This window comes from Pseudomonas fluorescens, from assembly GCF_902497875.1.
In the GTDB taxonomy this organism is placed as follows: domain Bacteria; phylum Pseudomonadota; class Gammaproteobacteria; order Pseudomonadales; family Pseudomonadaceae; genus Aquipseudomonas; species Aquipseudomonas fluorescens_BR.
The window spans coordinates 71,198-93,950 of the sequence record NZ_CABVHY010000023.1; the positions used below are offsets into that span (position 1 = coordinate 71,198).

Annotated in this window: 22 protein-coding genes and 1 pseudogene; 11 read left to right on the forward strand and 12 right to left on the reverse strand. The window is 59.8% G+C overall.

The window, feature by feature from the left end; genetic code table 11:
* From F8N85_RS22090 to F8N85_RS22115, 6 genes and pseudogenes are all read right to left on the reverse strand, one after another.
* Window positions 1-527: pseudogene (locus F8N85_RS22090) on the reverse strand (hypothetical protein); the annotation flags it as partial.
* 220 nt (window positions 528-747) lie between these two features.
* Window positions 748-1,788 (reverse strand): AbrB family transcriptional regulator, encoded by a 1,041-nt coding sequence (locus tag F8N85_RS22095; RefSeq protein ID WP_150805642.1) that lies wholly within the window; start codon window positions 1,786-1,788, stop codon window positions 748-750.
* A complete protein-coding gene (locus F8N85_RS22100; protein WP_150805643.1) occupies window positions 1,781-3,295 on the reverse strand; it encodes a tripartite tricarboxylate transporter permease in 1,515 nt (504 codons plus the stop codon). The genes F8N85_RS22095 and F8N85_RS22100 overlap by 8 nt, the downstream gene beginning before the upstream one ends.
* 1 nt (window position 3,296) lies before the next feature.
* Window positions 3,297-3,755, reverse strand: coding sequence for a tripartite tricarboxylate transporter TctB family protein (locus F8N85_RS22105; RefSeq protein ID WP_150805644.1), 459 nt, complete (start codon window positions 3,753-3,755; stop codon window positions 3,297-3,299).
* A gap of 55 nt (window positions 3,756-3,810) precedes the next feature.
* A complete protein-coding gene (locus F8N85_RS22110; protein WP_150805645.1) occupies window positions 3,811-4,788 on the reverse strand; it encodes a Bug family tripartite tricarboxylate transporter substrate binding protein in 978 nt (325 codons plus the stop codon).
* A 77-nt stretch (window positions 4,789-4,865) separates the two neighbouring features.
* A complete protein-coding gene (locus tag F8N85_RS22115) occupies window positions 4,866-6,158 on the reverse strand; it encodes an OprD family porin (RefSeq protein ID WP_150805646.1) in 1,293 nt (430 codons plus the stop codon).
* A 234-nt stretch (window positions 6,159-6,392) separates the two neighbouring features.
* On the opposite strand from F8N85_RS22115, the gene F8N85_RS22120 reads away from it, so the two are divergent.
* Window positions 6,393-7,064, forward strand: a complete 672-nt coding sequence (locus F8N85_RS22120; RefSeq protein WP_150642080.1) for a response regulator — start codon at window positions 6,393-6,395, stop codon at window positions 7,062-7,064.
* Complete coding sequence (locus F8N85_RS22125; protein WP_150805647.1) at window positions 7,057-8,448, forward strand: sensor histidine kinase; 1,392 nt, start codon at window positions 7,057-7,059, stop codon at window positions 8,446-8,448. The genes F8N85_RS22120 and F8N85_RS22125 overlap by 8 nt, the downstream gene beginning before the upstream one ends.
* A gap of 123 nt (window positions 8,449-8,571) precedes the next feature.
* On the opposite strand, the gene F8N85_RS22130 is transcribed toward F8N85_RS22125, so the two are convergent.
* Window positions 8,572-9,393 carry an HDOD domain-containing protein gene (locus F8N85_RS22130; protein WP_150805648.1) on the reverse strand — a complete coding sequence of 274 codons (822 nt, stop codon included), beginning with the start codon at window positions 9,391-9,393 and terminating at the stop codon, window positions 8,572-8,574.
* 83 nt (window positions 9,394-9,476) lie between these two features.
* Window positions 9,477-10,418 carry a YgfZ/GcvT domain-containing protein gene (locus F8N85_RS22135; protein WP_150805649.1) on the reverse strand — a complete coding sequence of 314 codons (942 nt, stop codon included), beginning with the start codon at window positions 10,416-10,418 and terminating at the stop codon, window positions 9,477-9,479.
* A gap of 149 nt (window positions 10,419-10,567) precedes the next feature.
* Between F8N85_RS22135 and F8N85_RS22140 the strand changes: the two genes are divergently transcribed.
* On the forward strand, window positions 10,568-10,822 hold the full coding sequence (locus F8N85_RS22140) for a succinate dehydrogenase assembly factor 2 (RefSeq protein ID WP_150805650.1): 255 nt from the start codon (window positions 10,568-10,570) through the stop codon (window positions 10,820-10,822).
* A complete protein-coding gene (locus F8N85_RS22145; RefSeq protein ID WP_150805651.1) occupies window positions 10,806-11,258 on the forward strand; it encodes a protein YgfX in 453 nt (150 codons plus the stop codon). The genes F8N85_RS22140 and F8N85_RS22145 overlap by 17 nt, the downstream gene beginning before the upstream one ends.
* On the opposite strand, the gene nadB is transcribed toward F8N85_RS22145, so the two are convergent.
* Window positions 11,227-12,843, reverse strand: a complete 1,617-nt coding sequence (gene nadB / locus F8N85_RS22150; RefSeq protein WP_150805652.1) for an L-aspartate oxidase — start codon at window positions 12,841-12,843, stop codon at window positions 11,227-11,229. The two genes, F8N85_RS22145 and nadB, sit on opposite strands and share 32 nt — an antisense overlap.
* Before the next feature lie 569 nt (window positions 12,844-13,412).
* Here nadB and rpoE point away from each other — a divergent pair.
* The 4 genes from rpoE (at window position 13,413) to F8N85_RS22175 (ending at window position 17,274) form a co-directional block, all read left to right on the forward strand.
* Entirely contained in the window at window positions 13,413-13,991 is a 579-nt protein-coding gene (gene rpoE / locus F8N85_RS22155; protein WP_150642086.1) for an RNA polymerase sigma factor RpoE, read from the forward strand.
* A 36-nt stretch (window positions 13,992-14,027) separates the two neighbouring features.
* Window positions 14,028-14,615 carry a sigma-E factor negative regulatory protein gene (locus tag F8N85_RS22160; RefSeq protein WP_150805653.1) on the forward strand — a complete coding sequence of 196 codons (588 nt, stop codon included), beginning with the start codon at window positions 14,028-14,030 and terminating at the stop codon, window positions 14,613-14,615.
* Window positions 14,616-14,627: 12 nt separating this feature from the next.
* Entirely contained in the window at window positions 14,628-15,587 is a 960-nt protein-coding gene (locus F8N85_RS22165) for a MucB/RseB C-terminal domain-containing protein (RefSeq protein WP_150805654.1), read from the forward strand.
* 259 nt (window positions 15,588-15,846) lie between these two features.
* Window positions 15,847-17,274, forward strand: coding sequence for a DegQ family serine endoprotease (locus F8N85_RS22175; protein WP_150805656.1), 1,428 nt, complete (start codon window positions 15,847-15,849; stop codon window positions 17,272-17,274).
* Between the two features lie 192 nt (window positions 17,275-17,466).
* On the opposite strand, the gene F8N85_RS22180 is transcribed toward F8N85_RS22175, so the two are convergent.
* Window positions 17,467-18,900 (reverse strand): M48 family metalloprotease, encoded by a 1,434-nt coding sequence (locus F8N85_RS22180; RefSeq protein WP_150805657.1) that lies wholly within the window; start codon window positions 18,898-18,900, stop codon window positions 17,467-17,469.
* Window positions 18,901-18,997: 97 nt separating this feature from the next.
* On the opposite strand from F8N85_RS22180, the gene F8N85_RS22185 reads away from it, so the two are divergent.
* Both F8N85_RS22185 and F8N85_RS22190 read left to right on the forward strand, forming a co-directional pair.
* Window positions 18,998-19,237: a sulfurtransferase TusA family protein gene (locus F8N85_RS22185; RefSeq protein ID WP_150805658.1), complete on the forward strand. Its 240-nt coding sequence runs from the start codon at window positions 18,998-19,000 to the stop codon at window positions 19,235-19,237.
* A 31-nt stretch (window positions 19,238-19,268) separates the two neighbouring features.
* A complete protein-coding gene (locus tag F8N85_RS22190; protein WP_150805659.1) occupies window positions 19,269-20,339 on the forward strand; it encodes an AI-2E family transporter in 1,071 nt (356 codons plus the stop codon).
* A 162-nt stretch (window positions 20,340-20,501) separates the two neighbouring features.
* Here F8N85_RS22190 and F8N85_RS22195 read toward each other — a convergent pair whose 3' ends face one another.
* Both F8N85_RS22195 and F8N85_RS22200 read right to left on the reverse strand, forming a co-directional pair.
* The gene (locus tag F8N85_RS22195; RefSeq protein ID WP_150805660.1) at window positions 20,502-20,975 is read right to left on the reverse strand and encodes a peroxiredoxin; all 474 of its coding nucleotides are present in this window, start codon (window positions 20,973-20,975) and stop codon (window positions 20,502-20,504) included.
* A 10-nt stretch (window positions 20,976-20,985) separates the two neighbouring features.
* Window positions 20,986-21,546, reverse strand: a complete 561-nt coding sequence (locus F8N85_RS22200; RefSeq protein WP_150642094.1) for a glycine cleavage system protein R — start codon at window positions 21,544-21,546, stop codon at window positions 20,986-20,988.
* 327 nt (window positions 21,547-21,873) lie between these two features.
* On the opposite strand from F8N85_RS22200, the gene dapA reads away from it, so the two are divergent.
* Entirely contained in the window at window positions 21,874-22,752 is an 879-nt protein-coding gene (gene dapA / locus F8N85_RS22210; protein WP_150805661.1) for a 4-hydroxy-tetrahydrodipicolinate synthase, read from the forward strand.
* Window position 22,753 lies beyond the last annotated feature (1 nt).

Below are 22,753 nucleotides of genomic sequence, written 5' to 3' on the forward strand. Positions count from 1 at the left end.
GCAAAGCCCCGGTCCGCAATGAACACATCGCCCTGTTGCACCGAAAACTGTGCCAGCGATTCGCCTGTTTTGGACGGCGTCACTTGCACTTCGCAACAACGCAGCGTTCTGACGTCCATCGTGTAATGCAGTCGCCATGTCGATGTGGCCGCTCCCGGCTCTGCCACGACACTGCCGTCAGCGGCAAGCAATCTGCGCCCCTGCAGCGCCGGACATTTCATCGCCACGGTCGGTGCCTGCTGGATCAACTGTTCAGTGATCCAGCCCAGCCATGCACCCGATTTATTGATCCGTTTGAGCAGGCCAACGTCCGATAGCTCCACCCAGTCCCCAGCGCGCGCGCGTTCCACCGTTTCGACCATCGAGCAATCAGCGCTCAGATACATCAATAACGTGCGCAATAAACTCTCCGGGCCGCTGAAGCGGCGACCGAACTTCAGCGCTCCCAGCTCTTTTGCCTTGGCTTCCCATCCCTGCGGCAATAGCGCCAACAGCTTCGGCCAATCTTCATCCAGTCTTTGTGTCACGCTTGCTTTCCCTGCTGCTCACTTTGCTTGGTGAATCAGATTCTACTATCTCTTGAGATTTGGTTAGCGCCTATGGGGCTTGCCCCCGCCGGCCGGTCCGCGCTCGGGCGCAGCAGTCGTAAAACCTGAGAATGCGGTGTGTCTGACACAACGGGATTGCAGATTTTAGGGCCGCTTCGCGACCCAACGGGAGCAAGCTCCCTCGCCACAAGTGTTCGCCTCAGGTCTTCTCCGGCAATCTTTCCCAATACCTGTACAACGGTTCCGCCAGAAACAACACAAACAGCAATCGCATCACCTGCATCGCCGTTACCAGCGGCACCGACAGTTGCAGGGTTTCGGCGGTCAGGCTCATTTCAGCAATGCCGCCGGGCATCATGCCCAGGGTCAGCGAGCGTAGATCCAGCTGAGTCAGGGCACTCAGACCGAACGCCGCCAGGGCCGCGATCAGCATGGTCAATGCCGTGCCGATCAAGGTCCGACCCATGAACGATGGCGCGCGACGGAAAAACTGCCGATTGAAGTGACAGCCCAGGCCACTGCCGATCAGCCACTGGCCGATCTGGCTGCCACCATTGGGCAAGCCGATATGCAGGTCCCAACCAATGCTCACCGCCGCACTCACCAGCAGCGGTCCGAACAGCCAGGGGTTGGGTTGCCGAAGACGCTGCCAGAGCCAGGCGGCCAGGGCACCCGCGGGGAACAGGGTGGCCAGCCATAACCAGTCGACGGTTGCCGGATGCAAAACCGGCGCACCGTCGCCAAGGAAATACTTGAACGCTGCCGGCACGCACAGCACCACCACCAGCACCCGCAGGCTCTGCCCCGCCGCAACACGGCTGAGCACCGCGCCATTGCGTGCGCCGAGATTGACCATTTCCCCGGAACCGCCGGGCATGCTGGAAAAAAAAGCGGTCGCGCGGTCCTCCCCGCTACGCCGCATCAACCAGACCCCGACCACCGCGGACAGGCTGGTGACCAGTGCACCGAAGAAGATCAGACCGAAGTGGCGCATGACCTGCTCGATCACCACCGGGGTGAAGTGCAGGCCGATGCCGATGCCGACGATCCACTGGCCGCATTTGCGCCCGCCAGGGATTTCCGCCAGTTGCCAGGGTGTCAGGCAGCGCACCAGGATGATCGCCAGCAACGAGCCGACCATCCATGGCAGCGGCCAGCCGATCTCGCTGGCGAGGTAACCGCCCAGCAGACCGACCAGCGGGGTTCCCCACCAGGCTTTGAAGGGTGTTCGATCAGACATCGGCGATAGCGCGCCGGGCGACCGAGCGTTTGCGCCAGATCCGCAGGAGTGGCATCAACAGCATGATCGCCGTCAGCACCCAGACGCCGAAGGTGATTGGACTCGACCAGAGGATCTCCAGCGCACCATTGGAAATCGACAGCGCCCGACGCAGGTTCTGCTCCATCAGGCCTCCGAGGATGAAGCCCAGCAAGACCGGCGACAATGGGAAGTCCAGCTTGCGCAAGATGTAACCGAAGATGCCGATACCGATCATCAGGAACAGGTCGAACGTGGTGGCATGGACCGCGTAGACGCCGATGCCGGTAATGATTGCGATCACTGGCACCAGTGCCCAGTTCGGCACGGCGAGGATGCGAGTGAAGATACGGATCATCGGAATATTGAGGATCACCAGCATGACGTTGGCGACGAACAACGAAGCGATCAGACCCCAGACAATGTCCGGTTGCTGTTGGAACAGCAGCGGGCCCGGGGTGATGTTGTACAGCGACAGCGCGCCGATCATCACCGCAGTGGTGCCGGAGCCTGGAACGCCGAGGGTCAGCATGGGCACCAATGCGCCGCAGGCAGCACCGCCGATGGCGGTTTCAGGTGCCGCGAGGCCACGCTTGTCGCCCTGGCCGAACGTGCCGCTGGCGCCGGCGATACGTTTTTCGGTCATGTAGGCCACGGCACTGGCCAGGGTCGCGCCGGCACCCGGCAACACCCCCATGATGAAGCCCAGAACGCCGCAACGGATGTTCACCGTAAACACCGACGCCGCTTCCTTGAAGTTGAACATCATCCGGCCGGTGGCTTTCACCGCTTCCTGGCCGCGATGGGTTTTTTCCAGCAACAGCAGGATTTCGCTGATGGAGAACAAGCCCAGTACCAGCACCACGAACTGAATGCCGTCGGTGAGGTGGATGTTATCTCCGGTGAAACGGTAGACGCCGCTGTTGGCATCGATTCCGACACTGGACAGAAACAAGCCGATCAGCGCGGCGATGAAGGTCTTCAGCGGACGGTCACCGGCCATGCCGCCGAGGCAGACAATGGCGAAGACCATCAGCACGAAGTATTCCGCCGGGCCGAAGGCAATCGCCCATTTCGCCAGTAGCGGCGCGAACAGCACCATGCCGCAGGTGGCGATAAAGGCGCCGATGAACGAACTCCAGGCCGACAACGACAGTGCAACGCCGGCAAGCCCCTGGCGAGCCATCGGGTAACCGTCCAGGGTGGTCATCACGGTGGAGGCTTCGCCTGGAATGTTCAGCAGGATCGAGCTGATCCGGCCACCGTATTCGCAACCCAGGTACACCGCCGCCAGGAGGATCAGAGCTGACTCCGGTGGCAGGCCAAGGGCGAAGGCGATCGGGATCAATAATGCCACGCCGTTGATCGGGCCCAGGCCCGGCAGCAGGCCGACCACGGTGCCGATCAGGGTGCCGCACAGCGCGGTCACAAGGTTGTACGGTGTCAGTGCAACGCCGAAGCCCTGGCCGAGATAATTCAGGGTATCCATATCAATTCTCCAGAACGTCGAGCAGGCCCAAAGGCAGTGGCACGTCCATCACGCGGTCGAACAGCAGGTACAAACCGATACTCATCAGGCTGATGATCACCACGCTGGGCAACCAGCGACCGCCGTACAGACGCGCCATCGGAATGCCGATCAGGATGCTGGAAATGATGAACCCGAGGGGTTCGAAAGTCCCGGCGAACACCAGCAACAGCACCACACAGATACCGATCTTGGTCAGGGTTTCACGGTCCAGTTGCGGATCGTCTTCACTGTGCACAATGGGGGCCGGGCGAAAGATCATGTACAGCAGGCCCGACCCCATCAGGCCGAGCATCAGCAGGGGAAAGGCCCGAGGGCCGACCGGTTCGTAGGAAAATGCCGCCTGATACGGCCACGCCATCAGCGCCAGGCCAATGCAGGCCAGTAGCAGCACCGAAGCGAAAATGCGTTGTAAGAGCATGGGGAACTCCTGGGCCGCGCCCCTGATGAGGGGCGCAACCGCTAGACAGTGGCGATCACTGGATCAGGCCGAACTCTTTGGCCAGCACTTTGTAGTCGGCGACCTGTTTCTTGACGTAGGTGTCCAGTTCCGGGCCGGTCATGGCGAACGGGAACAGTTCACGCTGATCGCGCAGCTTGGCGAAGTCTTCCGAGGCCAGCAGTTTGTCGAAGGCGTCTTTCCACCAGGCGTAGTCTTCGTCGCTGACCTTTGGCCCCAGGTAGAAACCACGCACCACCGGCCAGACGATGTCGTAGCCCTGTTCCCTGGCGGTCGGGATGTCTTTCATTTCCGGCTCGTCCAGACGCTTGTCGGAGAACACTGCGAGCAGGCGCATGTCACCGCTCTGGATGTGCGGCATGGAGTCGGAGATGTCGGTACTGCCGACCTGGATGTGGCCGCCAAGCAGGGCGGTGGCGATTTCACCGCCGCCTTCGAGGGCGACATAGCGCAGGTCGCGCGGGTTGATCCCGGCGGCCTTGGCGATCAGCGCGGTCTGCATCCAGTCCTGGCTGCCGACGGTGCCGCCGGAGCCGATCACCACTTTGCTCGGATCTTTCTTCAACGCCTGGACCAGATCGTCGAGGTTTTTGTAGGGCGAGTCGCTTTTCACGGCGATGGCGCCATAGCTGGTGCCGACTGCTGCCAGCCAGCGCACGGCGCTCTCATCGAAGCGGCCGAACTTGCCTTGGGCCAGGTTCAGCAGCGAACCGCTGGACCAGGCCACCAGGGTGCCGGCATCGGCCGGACGCTGAGCGACCACCGCGTTGTAAGCCACCGCACCGACTCCGCCGGGCATGTAGGTCACGCGCATCGGTTTGCTCAGCAGTTTTTCGTTGACCAGCGCGCTTTGCACCAGTTTGCAGGTCAGGTCGAAACCGCCGCCCGGCGAGGCCGGGGCGATGCATTCCGGGCGCTTTGGCTCGGCAAGTAATTGGCCGGCAAACAGTAGGCAGCTGGCGGCTAGAGCAACTTTACGCAGTGATAAATTCATTGTGGTCTCCAGAGAAATTTTTGTTTTGGTTGGAGCTGCCGCAGGCTGCGATCTTCTGCCCTTGGCGATCGAATCAATTACCAAAGGGCAACGCTATAGCTGACCAGCAAACGCACTTCATCCGCGTCGCGGGCCGAGTAGTTGGAGCGGTAGGTGGCATTGCGCAGGCGCACCGCAACGTCCTTGAGGGTGCCGCTTTGCACGACATATTTGATCTCGCTGTTACGCTCCCACTCTTTGCCCGAGTCACCGTTTTTCAGCTTGATGTTGTCACCGCTGATGTAACGGCTCATGAAACTCAGACCGGGAATGCCGAGCTTGACGAAGTCATAATCGTAACGGGCTTGCCAGGAGCGTTCTTCGGCTTCGGCGAAGTCGTTGATCTGCACGAAGTTGACCAGGTACGGATCGCTGCCATCGACATAGGGGAAGGCGCTGTCGCCGGACATGTGCTGATAACCGGCGCTGAGTTTATGCCCGTTCAAGGCATAACTGACCAGGCCGTTAAGGGATTTGTTGTCGATGTTGCCGCCACGGGCCGCGCCCTGGTCGTCACTGATGGCCAGGCGCAGGTCGGTGGCGAACGTACCGGGACCGAAGGGTTGCGAGGCGACGACGCCAAGGAAATGCTGGTTATAGACGTCATCGAGTTGGGCATAGTGGTAGCTGCCGGTGATCTTGTCGGTGAACGTGTAATCCAGGCCGCCGAAATCGAAATGCTCGCCGGTCGCACCGGATACGAAGCGGCCGTTCTTGTTGTTGAGGGCGATCTCCTCGTAATTGCTGTCATCGCGATCCTTGGCCTTGTTCAGACGCCCGCCGGTAAAGGTCAGGTTCTTGAATTCTTTGGAGGTCAGCAGACCGCCCTCGAAGGTCTGCGGCAGGATGCGCCCATCGTTGGCCTTGAGGATCGGCAACTCCGGGATCAGGCTGCCGATCTTCAGCTCGGTGGCGGAGATCTTCACCTTGCCGGTCAGGCCGAGCTTGGAGTACTCGTCGGCGGCACGCCCGTCATCGTGGGTCGGCAACAGGCCGGTGCCGGTGCGGTCGGGGCTGGAGTCGAGCTTGACGCCGAGCATGCCCAGCGCGTCGACGCCGAAGCCTACAGCCCCCTCGGTGTAACCCGATTGCAGGTTGAGCATGAAGCCCTGGGCCCATTCGTCACGTTTGGATTGCTGGGCGCTGGTGCCATCGCGAAAATCGCGGTTGAAATACATGTTGCGGGTTTCCAGCGTGGCGCTACTGTCTTCGAAGAAGGCGGCGTGGCTGAGCGGCGAAAAGCTCGCGAGGGCGGTGGCGCTGGCAAGGGCGGTCTGGCTGAGGCGGGATAAGCGGGCAGGCGGGCGAGCCTGTGGCTGCATGGACAGCATGGTGAAATACTCCGTTATTGTTCTTATTGGCGAAAACGCTTCGAGGCGTTTTTCGGTCACTACCCTTCAAATGGTCACGGCAGTCGAAACTGTCCGTAGCTGGACTCTAACGGGCCAACCTTTCGCTAACCTTTCAACAGACTTTGAATATTTCCAGGCTTCACAGCGACGGATGCGGCTGTAAACTCCGCGCCAAAGAGTGGCGTCGTCCATCCCTGAACGAGGTACAAATCCATGCGTGTTCTTCTCGTCGAAGACCATCTGCAGCTGGCCGAAAGTGTCGCCCAGGCGCTGAAAAGCACCGGCCTGACCGTCGATGTGCTGCACGATGGGGTGGCCGCCGACCTGGCCCTGAGCAGCGAGGAATACGCGGTGGTTATCCTCGACGTCGGCTTGCCGCGCATGGATGGTTTCGAGGTGCTGGCGCGATTGCGCGGGCGCGGGAAAAACCTGCCGGTGCTGATGTTGACTGCCCGCAGCGACGTCAAGGATCGGGTCCATGGGCTCAACCTCGGTGCCGACGATTACCTGGCCAAACCCTTCGAACTCACTGAGCTGGAAGCGCGGGTCAAGGCACTGCTGCGTCGCAGTGTGCTCGGCGGCGAGCGGCAGCAGCGTTGCGGGGGCCTGGTGTATGACCTGGACACCCGACGCTTCACCCTGGGTGATGACTTGCTCACGCTGACCTCCCGTGAGCAGGCGGTGCTTGAAGCCTTGATCGCCAGGCCCGGTCGGGTGATGAGCAAAGAGCAACTGGCCTCCCAGGTGTTTGGCCTCGACGAAGAGGCCAGCCCCGATGCGATCGAAATCTACGTCCACCGCCTGCGCAAGAAACTCGATGGTCAGTCGGTGGCAATCGTCACCTTCAGAGGGCTTGGCTACTTGCTGGAAACCCGCGATGCATAAGCCCAGCAGTCTGCGTTGGCGATTGCTGTGGAACCTCGCGCTGCTGCTGGTGGTATTGATGCTGGCCAGTGGTTTGAGCGCTTACTGGAATGGTCGGGAAGCCGCCGACACCGCCTATGACCGAACCTTGCTGGCCTCGGCGCGAACCATTGCCGCCGGCCTGTCCCAGCGCGACGGCAGCCTCAGCGCCGATGTGCCCTATGTCGCGCTCGACACCTTTGCCTACGACAGCGCCGGGCGGATTTATTACCAGGTCAACGACATTCACCAGAAGCTGATTTCCGGCTACGAAAACCTGCCCGGGCCGCCGCCCGGTACGCCGCGCACTGATGATTATCCGGCGCTGGCGCGTTTTTATAACGCCAAATACCAAGGGCAGAACGTGCGGGTGGTGAGCCTGCTCAAGGCTGTCAGCGAGCCGAATATGAACGGCATGGCGGAAATTCGTGTGGCGGAGACGGACGAGGCACGGGTCAGTATGGCCCGCAGTCTGGCGGCCGATACCTTACTGCGCCTGGGCATGCTGGCGATCGGCGCCCTGATGCTGGTGTGGTTTGCGGTCAGCGCGGCGTTGCGGCCGCTGGAGCGCTTGCGCACGGCGGTGGAAGAGCGCCAGCCGGATGATTTACGGCCTCTGCCGCTGGTGGAGGTGCAACACGAGCTGTGGCCGCTGGTGCGTGCGCTGAACCATTTTACCGAGCGCTTGCGCGGGCAGTTCGAGCGTCAGGCGCAGTTCATTGCCGATGCTGCCCATGAGCTGCGCACGCCATTGGCGGCGCTCAAGGCGCGGCTGGAGTTGGGTCTGCGCGCGACGGAACCCGGGACCTGGCGCAGCACACTGGAAAGCGCCGCCCAGGGCACCGACCGGCTGACTAATCTGGCCAACCAATTACTCTCGCTGGCCCGAATCGAAAACGGTGCCCGGGCGATTGCCGAAGGCGGCGCGCAATTGCTCGACCTCAGCCAATTGGCCCGTGAATTGGGGATGGCGATGGCGCCGCTGGCTCACGCCCGTGGCGTTGCCTTGGCGCTCGAGGCGGATGAACCGGTGTGGTTGCGGGGCGAGCCGACCTTGCTCAATGAGCTCTTGAGCAACCTGGTGGATAACGCCTTGGCCCATACCCCGCCGGGCGGCAATGTGATCCTGCGGGTGACAGCCCCGGCGGTGCTCGAGGTCGAAGATGACGGGCCGGGGATTCCTCAGGGGGAGCGTGATCGGGTGTTCGAGCGTTTTTACCGAAGCAGCCGGCAGGGTGCGGGTTCAGGCCTGGGCCTGGCGATTGTCGGGGAAATCTGCCGCGCCCATCTGGCACAGATCAGCCTGCACGATGGCGCGCAGGCAGGGTTGAAGGTGCGGGTGAGTTTTGTTGCAAGGGAGGACTGAGGTTTTACGGTATTAGTGAGGGCCTCTTCGCGGGCAAGCCCGCTCCCCACAAGGATTGTGCAAGACCTGTGGGAGCGGGCTTGCCCGCGAAATCGACAGAAGCCTTGATGCAAAAGTCCGGTGTTAATAAAACATCGACCGCGCCTCTTCCAGATCGCTGCACATCACTTTGTTTTCGGGGTCAATGCCGAGCTTTTTGACGGCCGGCACGTTGATAACGTCGATCCTGGCCAGCGGGTGCCCGGTATTTTTATGGCAGTACAGCGTCGCGATCTGCACCAGATCGACATAGTCGAGCTGCTCTGACTGGCGCTGGAAGTCCAGGTATTGTCCGGGCAACTTCACCAGCATTTCCGGAAACTCCCAGACGCTGAGCAGCTTGTCGCCAAGCAATGGATGAATGTGTTCGATCACATGGTTGAGGCTGATCGGGTCCGAGAGCAGCTCATAGTGATCTTCGGCGTAGGTCAGGATCGGCAGTACACCGATCTGGTGCACCAGTCCGCCGAGCGCCGCTTGATCCGGTTTCAATTGGGTATGGCTGCGGCACAGGGCATAACTGACCCCGGCCACCTCCAGGCTGTTGCGCCAGACTTCGCGCATTTTCTGTTCCACTACCTCCGAGCGGGCATGGAAAATCTGCTCCATGACCAGGCCGATGGCGAGGTTGCTGCTGTAGTTGACGCCCAGCCGGTTGACCGCGGTATGCAGGTCGGTCACTTCCTGGGCCGCCCGCAGCAACGGACTGTTGACCACTTTGATCAGGCGCGCCGACAGCGCGGTATCGCGGCCAATCACCTTGCTCAGGGTGCTGACGCTGATGTCCGGATCTTCAGCGGCCTGGCGAATCCTCAGGGCCACTTCCGGTAACGTTGGCAGAACCAGGTCATCGTTATAGATGGCCTTAACCAAATCCTGTTGGACTTTTTCCGCCAGCTCGCTCATTTCTGTTCTCTAGGGTCTGTTGACCCGTCGCGGTCGTCACCAAACGTCAACAGACCCTTGGGTGGTGCAAAAGGGTGCTGCAATTAACGCTGGATTTCGCGATCACGGTCCAGCTGGTAAGGCAGATCGAGCAGTTGCAGGGCAGGCCCCTCTAGCGCGCCAAGATGGATGATGCCACCTTCAGCCGCTTCGGCTTGCAGCACGGCCAGCAGTTCAATGCCTTGCCCGGCCTGGGCGGCAATCACCACTTCGCCGATGGAACTGCCGTGGGTCGGGGAAAACAACTGGGCACCGGGCTCTGGCAGTTCGCTGGCGTCCAGTTGCAGTCGATACAGCCGACGCTTGAGTTTGCCCAGGTACTGCATGCGCGCGACGATTTCCTGGCCGGTGTAGCAGCCTTTCTTGAAGCTCACGCCGCCGACGGCTTGCAGGTTGAGCATCTGCGGGATGAACAATTCGCGGGTAGTGGCCATGACCTGGCCAATGCCCGCGCGAACCTGCCCCAGCAGCCACTGATTCAGATCGCCCTCGACCAGTTGCGCGGACAATTGGTCGCGCAGGGTTTGGGCTTGATCTGCCGCCGCCCAGAGCTCGGCTCTGTCAGGGGATACGCGAATCGCGATCAGGCCATTGGCGCGTACTACGGCATCGGTTTCCGCTGGCAGCTCAAGCCCCAGCGCGCTCAGTGCGGCATCCGCCTGGCCGAGGCCGAAGCGAACCCAGGCAGCACTTTCGTCAGTCAATTTCGATTTGGAGAACACCGCGTACTTTTTCAGGTCGGCCAGTTGCGGCTCCAGCAGCTCGGTGACCATCGCCAGCAGGTAGCCATCGCCTTGCGCCAGGATGCGAAAGCTCGACTGCATGCGACCTTTCTGAGTACAACGGGCACCCAAGCTGGCCTGGGTGTCGCTCAGGTAATTGAGGTTGCAGGTCAGTTGCCCCTGAAGGAACTTGCTGGCGTCCGGGCCACGAACGGCGAGAACGCCTTCATGAGACAAGGTGCAGAAAAAAGCAGAATCAGCCATGGGTCATCGCAGGTCAAAAAGTCTGGAGGACATCATAAGGGGGCGCCCTTGAAATGGGTAGTTAACAAAGGATAGCGGATGGCCGACCAACGCCGAGTGTTCGTCTGCGCCTCGGGCTGTATACTTGCGCTCTATTTGAGGAGCGCTCCATGGTCGAAGATGTTGAACTGAATCGCCTCTATTGGCACAGCCGCCGCGGCATGCTTGAGCTGGACGTATTGCTGGTGCCATTCGTGAAAGAGGTCTATCCACACCTGAATGCCATAGACCGCGAATGCTACACCCGGCTGCTCGAATGCGAAGATCAGGACATGTTCGGCTGGTTCATGGAACGCGCCGAATCGGAAGATCCTGAGCTGCAGCGCATGGTCCGAATGATTCTGGATCGTGTCCAGCCCAAGTAATCATTTCGAATGCCGCTGGCATGCCTCAAGGCAGTTGCTGGCGGCTTATCTCCTGGCCCAGCTGTTCGCGCTGGGTTCGCTGTGGCTGCTATCCATACCGATCTGGGCGAGCCTGCCCGGGGTTGCCTTGTGCCTGACCCATGGCCTGTGGGCGCTGCCTCGGCAGATTCTGTTGACTCATCCTTCGTCTTTGCGCGGTTTGCGCCGGGATGCCGACGGCTGGCAACTGTGGAGTGTCGCCCATGGCTGGCAGCCGGTGCAGCTGCGCCCCGACAGCCTGGCCTTGCCGCTGATCGTGGTGTTGCGCTTTCGTCTGCGTGGTGAGCGGCGGGTGCGGGCGATCTGCGTGCCACATGACTCGCAGACGGCGGATGTGCACCGACGCCTGCGGGTTCGACTCAAGTTCAGTCGGCGTAGGTGGGCGGCACCAGAATAGTGTCGAGGGCGACCGGCAGCATGTCCGGGTAATCGAGGGTGTAGTGCAGGCCGCGGCTTTCCTTGCGCTCCATGGCTGAGCGAATCATCAGCTCGGCAACCTGGGCCAGGTTGCGCAACTCGATCAAATCGCGGCTGACTTTATAGTTGCTATAGAACTCATCGATCTCATCCAGCAGCAGGCGCACCCGATGCTCGGCCCGTTGCAGGCGCTTGTTGGTGCGCACGATCCCGACGTAGTCCCACATGAAACGGCGTAACTCATCCCAGTTGTGCGCAATGATCACGTCTTCGTCGGAATCGGTAACCTGGCTGGCATCCCAGGCGGGCAGGGCGAGAGAGTCCCGAATATGCGGCAGTTGCTCAAGAATGTCTGCCGCTGCCGAGCGGGCATAGACGAAACACTCCAGCAACGAGTTGCTGGCCATGCGGTTGGCGCCGTGCAGGCCGGTGAAGCTGGTTTCGCCGATTGCGTACAGACCTGGCACATCGGTACGACCCTGTTGATCGACCATCACCCCGCCGCAGGTATAGTGCGCCGCCGGAACAACCGGGATCGGCTGTTTGGTGATGTCGATGGAAAATTCCAGGCAGCGCTCATACACGGTCGGAAAGTGGCTCTTGATGAACGCTTCCGGTTTGTGGCTGATGTCCAGGTACACACAATCAACGCCCAGGCGTTTCATCTCATGGTCGATGGCGCGGGCGACGATGTCCCGCGGCGCCAGTTCGGCTCGAGGGTCGAAGCGCTGCATGAAGCGTTCGCCGTTGGGCAGCTTCAGGTGCGCACCTTCACCACGCAGGGCCTCGGTGATCAGAAAGCTCTTGGCTTGCGGGTGATACAGGCAGGTTGGGTGGAACTGGTTGAATTCCAGGTTCGCCACCCGGCAACCCGAACGCCAGGCCATGGCGATGCCATCACCGCACGCTCCGTCGGGGTTGCTGGTATAGAGATAGACTTTCGCCGCGCCACCGGAGGCCAGGATGGTGAATCGTGCCCCGTAAGTGTCGACTTCGCCGGTGCCGCGGTTGAGTACGTAGGCGCCGAGGCAGCGATCGCCCTTCAGGCCCAGGCGTTTTTTGGTGATCAGATCGACGGCGACCCGCTGTTCCAGCAGTTCGATATTCGGCCGTTGTTTTGCCTGGTCCAGCAACGTCTTGAAAATGGCCGCGCCGGTGGCATCGGCGGCATGGATAATGCGCCGGTGACTGTGACCGCCTTCGCGGGTCAGGTGGAACTCGAATCCGCCGTCTTCGGTGCCGGATTGTTCGTCGCGGGTGAAGGGCACGCCCTGATCGATCAGCCACTGAATGGCCTCGCGGCTATGCTCGACGGTAAAGCGCACTGCATCTTCATGGCACAGGCCGCCACCGGCATTGAGGGTGTCATCGACATGGGACTCAATGGTGTCGGTGTCATCCAATACGGCGGCAACACCGCCCTGGGCCCAGAAAGTCGAGCCGTTGGCGAGGTTGCCCTTGCTCAGTACGGCAATGCGCAGGTGACCGGGCAAGGTCAGCGCAAGGCTCAAACCGGCAGCGCCGCTGCCAATCACCAGAACATCGTGTTGAAACTGTTGGCTCATTTCAGGATTCCGCTCAATGCGACCCGGGTCGGGGTTGGCGCAAGACACCTGGATCGGCGAGTCAGGCAGCCACACAGCCCACTAGTATATAGAGGGGTGGATCGGCACAATAGCCAGGCAGTCGTGGCATTGTGAGACTACTGTGGCTGAAAGGATGTTCTCAGCTTGAGCAGGCGCCGGTCGATTTACCAGTTAAATCGACGATTACACGACTGTATCGAGGACGAACCAACTCTTTTCTCTTCTTGATTTCACACTATACGTACCGCAAGGCTATAAATAATGGGAACTTTTGCTGATCCGACAGGCTCAATAGAAGGTTGCCCGAAGGAAGGGGGCAGCGTCGAAATCATGCGGGACCGGCATACCAGTCCTTGCAGCTGAATTCGACGACAAGATTATTCGCGCAGCCGGCTTTTTGTCCGAGCTGCGCTTTTCGTGCGTGCCAAATCAGAGCGCGCAGGAAACTTGCTTGGAGGGGGAGAACTTTTGCGAAAAGCCCGAGTCTATGTTTGCAAGGTTGATCGATTGGGAATGCAAGCCTCCTGCGGGTTTAACGAGGAGTGTTCATGCTAACCCAGGAAGAGGATCAGCAGCTTGTAGAGCGCGTTCAGCGTGGCGACAAGCGAGCTTTCGATCTGTTAGTGCTGAAATATCAGCACAAAATTCTCGGGTTGATCGTGCGTTTCGTGCACGACACCCATGAAGCCCAGGATGTCGCACAGGAAGCCTTTATCAAGGCATACCGTGCACTTGGTAATTTTCGCGGCGACAGTGCGTTTTATACGTGGCTGTACCGCATCGCCATCAATACGGCGAAGAACTATCTGGTTTCACGCGGCCGCCGGCCGCCGGATAGCGATGTCAGTTCTGAAGATGCGGAGTTTTACGACGGCGATCATGGCCTCAAGGATCTCGAGTCACCAGAGCGTGCATTGCTGCGGGATGAGATCGAAGGCACCGTCCATCGAACCATTCAGCAACTGCCAGAAGATTTACGTACGGCCTTAACTTTACGTGAATTCGATGGTCTGAGTTACGAGGACATTGCGAGCGTCATGCAGTGTCCGGTGGGTACCGTGCGCTCCCGGATTTTCCGCGCTCGGGAAGCCATCGATAAAGCCCTGCAGCCATTGTTGCAGGATTAACCGAGACAGCGGCGACAGCCAAGAGAGGAAACCGCCATGAGTCGTGAAGCCCTGCAGGAATCGCTGTCCGCAGTGATGGATAACGAAGCGGACGAACTTGAATTACGTCGGGTATTGAATGCCTTTGACGATGTGGAAACCCGTGATACCTGGGCTCGCTACCAAGTCGCTCGTGCGGTCATGCACAAAGATTTGTTGCTCCCTCGTCTGGACATCGCTGCGGCCGTTTCTGCCGCTCTGGCTGACGAAGCCGTGCCTGCCAAGGCAACACGCGGTCCATGGCGCAGCCTCGGTCGTCTGGCGGTTGCCGCTTCGGTGACTGTTGCAGTACTGGCCGGTGTGCGTCTGTACAACCAGGATGAGATCGCCGGCGTCGAACTGGCTCAGCAATCGGCTCAACCAGGCCTGGCTGTTCCACAAGTCAAGGGTCCGGCTGTGTTGGCAGGCTATAGTGAGGGTTCGGAAGCCACTGGTCCTATGGCCAACGGCGTACTTCAAGCTCAGCCAGGCTGGCACAATCAGCGTTTGCCAGGTTACTTGCGCCAACATGCGCAACAAGCTGCACTCAAAGGCACTGAAAGCGCTCTGCCTTATGCCCGTGCGGCAAGCCTGGAAAATCGCTAATTAAGGAGGATCATGCGCGCCATACCTCTACTTACGCTTCTGCTCGGTGGCTGGTTCATTGTTCCAGCCCATGCCGACGAAGCCCAGGACTGGTTGACCCGTCTGGGCCAGGCCGAGCAACAGCAAAGTTTCCACGGTACTTTCGTCTACGAGCGTAACGGTAGTTTTTCTACCCATAACATCTGGCATCGCGTCCAGGATGGCAAGGTCCGCGAGCGTTTGCTTCAGCTCGACGGCTCGGCTCAGGAAGTCGTGCGCATTGATGGGCATACTCAATGCGTCAGCGGCACTCTGATAGCAGGGCTTGGGGATACCCCCAGCTCCTCCTCTCGCACAATGGATCCTCAAAAGCTCAAGAATTGGTATGACCTTGCCGTTATCGGCAAGTCGCGCGTGGCCGGTCGAACGGCGGTGATTGTCTCGCTGAAGCCTCGCGATCAGCATCGATACGGGTTTGAACTGCACCTGGACCGTGAAACGGGTCTGCCGTTGAAGTCATTGCTGTTGAATGACAAGGGTCAGTTGCTTGAACGCTTCCAGTTTACCCAGCTCAATACAGCCGACGTGCCCAGCGACAATCAACTGCAGGCCAGTGCCGAGTGCAAGCCATTAGCCCTGGACAGTGACAAGGCTGCCGCGGTGAAGGTTACCCAGGTCTGGCATTCCGAATGGCTACCGCCAGGGTTTGAACTGACCAGTAGCTCTGCACACAGGGATTCGGAGACCAAGACCCTGGTCAATAGTCTGATGTATGACGATGGCCTGGCGCGGTTCTCGGTGTTCCTCGAGCCTTTGAACGGTGAGGTGGTCACCGATACTCGAACGCAGTTGGGGCCGACTGCCGCGGTCTCGCGGCGCCTGACCACCGCGCAAGGTGTGGTGATGGTGACCGTGGTCGGTGAAATTCCGATTGGCACTGCTGAACGGATTGCGCTTTCGATGCGCAACGATGCCACTGCGTCCAAGCAGTGAGCTGTTGAATTAATGCTCACCAAAACGCTTGTCGGTTGTGCAAGAGGTCGTCAATGCCGACTCCACAATTGAGCGCTCGATTGAGCTGGCGAAATGTTTGGTGAGCATTTCAATTTGCAAAAAACCCGGAATTTTTTTATAGGTCAGAGTCCCTCGGCTCTGGCCTTGTTTGTTGTTTCCGGAACAAAAGTACCGGCGTATATTTCCTCGGTGTTCTTGCTCCATATCGCTTAACCATGCTCGTCGTAACGGGAGCCGTATGTCGATTCCATGCTTGAAGTCTTATTTATCCATTGTCGCCACCGTGTTGTTGCTCGGTCAGACGCTCGCCGCCCAGGCGGCTGAGCTGCCGGACTTCACGCAATTGGTCGAACAAGCCTCGCCCGCGGTAGTTAATATCAGCACCACGCAAAAACTGCCCGATCGCAAGGTCTCAGGTTCTCAGATGCCTGATCTGGAAGGCCTGCCGCCGATGTTGCGGGAGTTTTTCGAGCGCGGTATGCCCCCGCAGCCACGTTCGCCCCGTGATCGTCAACGCGAAGCTCAATCCTTGGGCTCGGGTTTCATTATCTCGAATGACGGCTACATCCTGACCAACAACCATGTGATCGCCGATGCCGATGAAATCATCGTGCGTCTTGCCGATCGCAGTGAATTGAAGGCCAGGTTGATCGGCACTGACCCACGTTCCGACGTGGCGCTGTTGAAAATCGAAGGCAAGGACCTGCCGGTGCTGAAACTGGGCAAATCCCAGGACCTGAAAGCCGGGCAGTGGGTAGTGGCAATCGGCTCGCCGTTTGGTTTCGACCATACCGTGACCCAGGGCATCATCAGCGCCATCGGTCGTAGCCTGCCGAATGAAAACTATGTGCCGTTCATCCAGACCGACGTGCCGATCAACCCGGGCAACTCCGGCGGTCCGCTGTTCAACCTGGCGGGTGAAGTGGTCGGCATCAACTCGCAGATCTATACCCGTTCCGGCGGTTTCATGGGCGTGTCGTTCGCCATTCCGATCGATGTGGCGATGGACGTTTCCAATCAGTTGAAGAGCGGCGGCAAAGTCAGCCGCGGCTGGCTGGGTGTGGTGATCCAGGAAGTGAGTAAAGACCTGGCCGAGTCCTTCGGTCTGGAGAAGCCGGCCGGTGCGCTGGTGGCGCAGATCCAGGATGACGGTCCGGCAGCCAAGGGCGGTCTGCAAGTGGGTGACGTGATCCTGAGCATGAATGATCAACCGATCGTCATGTCTGCGGATCTGCCGCACCTGGTGGGTGCACTCAAGGCCGGCGCCAAGGCCAATCTCGAAGTCATCCGTGAGGGTAAACGTAAAAGCGTCGAGCTGACCGTCGGCGCAATTCCGGAAGAAGGCAAAGAACTGGACGCCCTGCCTAAATCCGGCGTCGAGCGCAGCAGTAACCGTCTGGGTGTTGCGGTGGCTGAACTGACCGAAGAACAGAAGAAGGCCAACGACCTCAAGGGTGGCGTTGTCATCAAGGAAATTCAGGACGGTCCTGCTGCCTTGATCGGCCTGCAGCCGGGCGATGTGATCACTCACCTGAACAATCAGGCGATCACTTCGACCAAGAACTTCACCGAGATCGCCAAGGCGTTGCCGAAGAATCGTTCGGTATCGATGCGCGTTCTGCGTCAGGGTCGGGCCAGCTTCATCACCTTCAAACTGGCGGAATAACCGGGTAACTGTTTATTTGCGACATTAAAAAGCCCGTCTCGAAAGAGACGGGCTTTTTTGTGGGCTTTGACGCGAGTCAGTCAAGGTTCGGGTGGCTCGAAAAGATCGTCCGAACGCGGCCCGAACCTGCGGCAGCTCCTACACCAACCCGGTACAGCCTCGATATCGTGGTAAGCCACGCTCCCACAACACTCAACGCATCATGTCTTTGACTATTTGCTCCTGCTCCATCAACTCCCGCTGCCGCGCATCGATTCTTGAAGACAGCGGGAAGTTGGTGCCGGCCCGGCGCTTGGCGAAATCGAGTTGCTGGAGGGCCTGACGATAGTCGCCGACCAGCGCGAAGTATTCGGCCCGGGCCTGATGCAGGCCGATGATATTGCCGGACAGCCCGCGGGTTTCCGCCACCATGTACCAGACATCCGGATCATCCGGGCGACTCTTGAGCAGATTATCGAGCGCTTTCTCAGCATCGGCGGGGCGGTTCTGCTTGAGCAGCAAGTCGACTCGCACATCGTTCAGCGGGTAGTTGCCGGGATATTGCGTCAGCATCCGATCCACCCGCGACTGGGCATCCGGCAGGCGATTGTTGGTGATGTCCAGGTCGACCTGCGCCAGGTTATAGGTGATGTCATTCGGTGACTTGGCCAGCAGCTGCTTGAGGTTCTCGCGAGCCTCATTCAATTGTCCGCCCTTGATCTGGGCGATCGCCAAGCCGTAGCGCGCGATGTCGTCCTTCGGATTTTCATCGAGCTGGGCGCGAAAGCGTTTGGCACCCAGGCCAGGGGTTTCTTCATAGACCAGCTGGACCCGTGCACGAATCAGCTGATAGCGCAGGCTGTCTTCGGTGCCGCCCGGCCTGGCTTGTTCAGCGCGGTTGCGGGTGTCGGCGATCCGCGATTCGGTGACTGGGTGAGTCAGCAGGAATTCTGGTGGCTTGGCGTCGAAGCGGTACTGGCGCATCAACCGTTCGAACATGGTTGGCATGGAGCGCGGGTTGTAACCGGCTTTTTCCAGGTTGAGAATGCCGATCCGGTCGGCTTCTTGCTCGTTCTGTCGCGAGAAACGCCGTTGTTCCTGAATCGCGGCGGCCTGAGTACCGGCGATCGCGGCGATGCCTGCGTCACCGGCGCCGGCGGCGGCGATTACGATCCCTGCCAGTAACGCGGCCATCATCGGCACCTGCATGCGCTGCTGGGCTTCTACGCCGCGAGCAAAGTGGCGTTGCGACAAGTGAGCCAATTCGTGAGCCAGTACCGAGGCGTATTCGCCTTCGGTCTGAGCGCTGAGGAACAGCCCGCCATTGACTCCGACAATTCCGCCCGGCGCCGCAAAGGCGTTGAGTTGCGGGCTGTTGATCAGAATGAATTCCAGGCGCCGATCGTTGAGTTGGCTGGTCTCTACCAATTTATAGACGCTGGTTTCGACGTAATCCTTGAGTTGCGGGTCGTTGAGCTGAGACACCTGGCTGCGCAACAGCGCCAGCCAGGCACGGCCCAATTGGTGTTCCTGTTGCGGCGAGACGATGGCAGAACTGGCGTCGCCGAGTGACGGCAGGTCGTCGGCGAAGCCCGGTGAGGCGAGCAGGCAAGCGAGCGTCAGCAGGGTAGGGCGCAAAAAAGTCATGCACAAAGCCTTAGTCGACAAAGAGCTTACTGTAGCCGGACACTTGGCCCGGGACCAGATATTCTAGGCAGCTCTAACACCCGCACGGAGTGAAGCAATGACCGAAGCTGTAGAGTACGACGCCGAACTGGACGCCAGTGGTTTGAACTGCCCGCTGCCATTGCTCAAGGCCAAGCTGGAACTCAATCGCCTGCCCAGCGGTGCGGTACTCAAGGTAATTGCCACGGACGCTGGTTCTCAGCGCGATTTTCGCACCTTTGCCCGTTTGGCCGGTCATACCCTGCTTCACGAAGAAGATGAAGCAGGCGTCTATCGCTACTGGTTGCGCAAAGCCTGAGTTCTGCCTGGCCGCTATATAAGGATTATTGATGTTCAAGGTGTTACGCGACTGGATTCAGCGCTATTTCTCCGACGAGGAGGCGGTGGTACTGGCCGTTCTCCTGTTCCTGGCTTTTACCGCGGTGCTGACCCTGGGTGGGATGCTCGCGCCGGTCCTGGCGGGGATGGTCCTGGCCTATCTGATGCAGGGGCTGGTGAGCACCCTTGAGCGCCTGCGCTTGCCCGGTGGCGCAGCGGTTGGCCTGGTGTTCGCCTTGTTCATGGGTGTTTTGATGGTGTTCATCGTGGTGGTGGTGCCGTTGCTCTGGCATCAGTTGATCACCTTGTTCAACGAATTGCCGGGCATGCTCGTCAAGTGGCAATCCTTGCTGTTGCTGCTGCCGGAGCGTTATCCGCACCTGGTGTCCGATGAGCAGGTGTTGCAGGCGATCGAAGTGGCACGCGGTGAAATCGGCAAGTTCGGCCAATGGGCGCTGACGTTCTCGCTGTCCAGCCTGCCGTTGCTGGTCAACATCATGATCTACCTGGTGCTGGTACCGATCCTGGTGTTTTTCTTCCTCAAGGACCGGGAAATGATCGGGCAATGGGTCCGAGGTTATCTGCCTCGTGAACGCGCATTGATTACCCGGGTTGCGCAGGAAATGAACCGCCAGATCGCCAACTACATTCGCGGCAAGGTGATCGAGATCTTCATTTGCGGCGGGGTGACGTACATTGCCTTTGTCGCGCTGGGCCTGAACTACTCGGCATTGCTCGCGTTGTTGGTCGGGGTTTCGGTGGTGGTGCCGTACGTCGGGGCGGTGGTGGTCACCGTGCCGGTGCTACTGATTGCGCTGTTCCAGTGGGGCTGGAGTGATCAGTTCATCTATCTGATGGCGGTCTACGGAATCATCCAGACGCTGGATGGCAACGTACTGGTGCCGCTGCTGTTCTCCGAGGCAGTCAACCTGCATCCGGTGGCGATCATCTGCGCGGTGCTGTTGTTTGGCGGGCTGTGGGGCTTCTGGGGGATATTCTTTGCGATTCCGCTGGCGACCCTGTTCAAGGCAGTACTGGATGCCTGGCCGCGCAAGGAGCCGATGGTGGCGCCGTTGTTGTAGATGTCATTGTCAGGCAGAAAATCGGTGGTGTCGTTCAAAAGATCGCAGCCTCGCTTCGCTCGGCAGCTCCTACGGATTTGCGTCCGCTCGTCCATCGGGTTGATCCGGTCGGCGTAGGAGCTGCCGCAGGCTGCGATCTTTTTGGGGCGCCGCTTATTCGGATCAGGCCTTGTTCACGGCCTGAGCCGCAGCCAGCACCGCATCCACATGCCCCGGTACTTTCACGCCGCGCCATTCCTGACGCAGGATGCCATCCTTGTCGATCAGGAAGGTGCTGCGGTCGACGCCCATGTATTCCTTGCCGTAGAGCTTCTTCAGCTTGATCACATCAAACAGCTGGCAGATGGCTTCATCCTTGTCGCTGATCAGCTCGAAGGGAAACTCCTGCTTGCACTTGAAGTTCTCGTGGGACTTAAGGCTGTCGCGCGATAGGCCGAAGACTTCGGTGTTGGCTGCCTTGAATTCCGCGTACTGATCACGAAAGCCCTGGCCTTCGGTGGTGCAGCCAGGGGTGCTGTCCTTCGGATAGAAGTAGATCACCACTTGCTTGCCCTTGAGCCCGGCGAGGCTGACGGATTGCCCGCTGGTGGCAGGCGCTTCGAAGTCGGCGACAGGTTGGTCGATGGCAACGGCCATGAAAGCTTCCTTACATTGGGTTCTGTGGGCGCCACGGTTCGATCAGCGCGTCGAGGTTCAGCGCGTCGGCGAAATCCAGGAACTGGTCGCGCAGCCAGCTGATCTGCACGCCGGCCGGCAGGGTCACGGTGAAGGTCGCATTGAGCATGGTGCCGCCGGTCTGTGGTGCCTGATAGGTGTCGCAGGTCAGGTTCTCCAGCTCGACGTTATGGTCGATGAAAAACTGGCACAGCTCGTTGACGATGTCCGAGCGATAGGCCGAACTGACATACGCCACATAAGGCAGCGCCTCAGGGCGATTTTCCAGCGCGGCGCTACGCACCACGTTGACCGTGAAGGCATGTTTCTTGGCCAGAGAGGGCAAGCCGGCCTCGAGGCGCGCCAACGCGTCCCAGGTGCCGGAAATCTGCAGGACCAGCGCACTGCATTCGCCGTGGCGAGTCAGGCGGGAGGTCACCACGGCACAGCGATTTTCATGGCTGGCGCGGCACAGGACGTTAGTCAGCTCCATGGGGTTGGCGCCGAGGGCACTGATGACAAGGAATTGTTCGCGGACTGTGGGGGTGGACATGCAGCATTCCTAAAACGATGAGCGGTCGATACTTTTACCGGCCCGAGCGCGGGGAGCAAGCGTCCGGATACGAATTCGGAAACCCTGAACCAGAGGTTGCGACGAGCTCCAGTAAGGCGAGAGCGAAGGGCGGCAACGCAGGATCGGGGCTTCGGAGGCCGAAAAGGGAGGCTCAAACCTGGCGTACAAGCTTATCAGTACCGATCAAAGTCTGAAGGGTAGCGAAAACCATCGCTCAGGGGAATGGCGCGAGCGCAGTACTTCGCTTGTACAAGCATCTTGGCGCCAGTACCATTACCGCTCTCTTTTTCCGGCAGGAGCGGTTGCATGATTGCGGGCAGTATGGTGGCACTGGTCACACCCATGGATGCACAGGGTCGTCTCGATTGGGACAGCCTGAGCAAACTGGTGGACTTCCACCTGCAAGAGGGCACCAACGCCATCGTGGCGGTCGGCACTACAGGTGAGTCGGCCACCCTCGATGTGAACGAACACATTGAAGTGATTCGTCGCGTGGTAGCTCAAGTTGCAGGGCGTATTCCGGTGATCGCCGGTACCGGCGCCAATTCGACGCGTGAAGCGATCGAACTGACCACCAATGCGAAAAACGCCGGCGCCGACGCGTGCCTGCTGGTAACCCCTTACTACAACAAGCCGACCCAGGAAGGCTTGTATCAGCATTTCCGTGCGATCGCCGAAGCGGTCGACATTCCGCAGATTCTCTACAACGTACCCGGCCGTACTGCGTGTGACATGCAGGCCGAGACCGTGATCCGTCTGTCGACCGTGCCGAATATCATCGGTATCAAGGAAGCCACGGGTGATCTGCAACGCGCCAAGGACATCCTGGCCGGCGTCAGCAGCGACTTCCTGGTGTACTCCGGTGACGACGCAACTGCAGTCGAGCTGATGCTGCTCGGCGGCAAAGGCAACATCTCGGTGACCGCCAACGTTGCTCCGCGTGCCATGAGCGACCTGTGCGCCGCCGCCATGCGTGGCGACGCCGTGACCGCCCGGGCGATCCACGAAAAGCTGATGCCACTCAATAAAACCCTGTTTATCGAATCCAACCCGATCCCCGTGAAATGGGCCCTGCACGAAATGGGCTTGATGCCGGACGGTATCCGTCTGCCGCTCACCTGGCTCAGTGCTGCCTGTCACGAACCGCTGCGGCAGGCCATGCGCCAGTCCGGCGTATTGGTTTAAT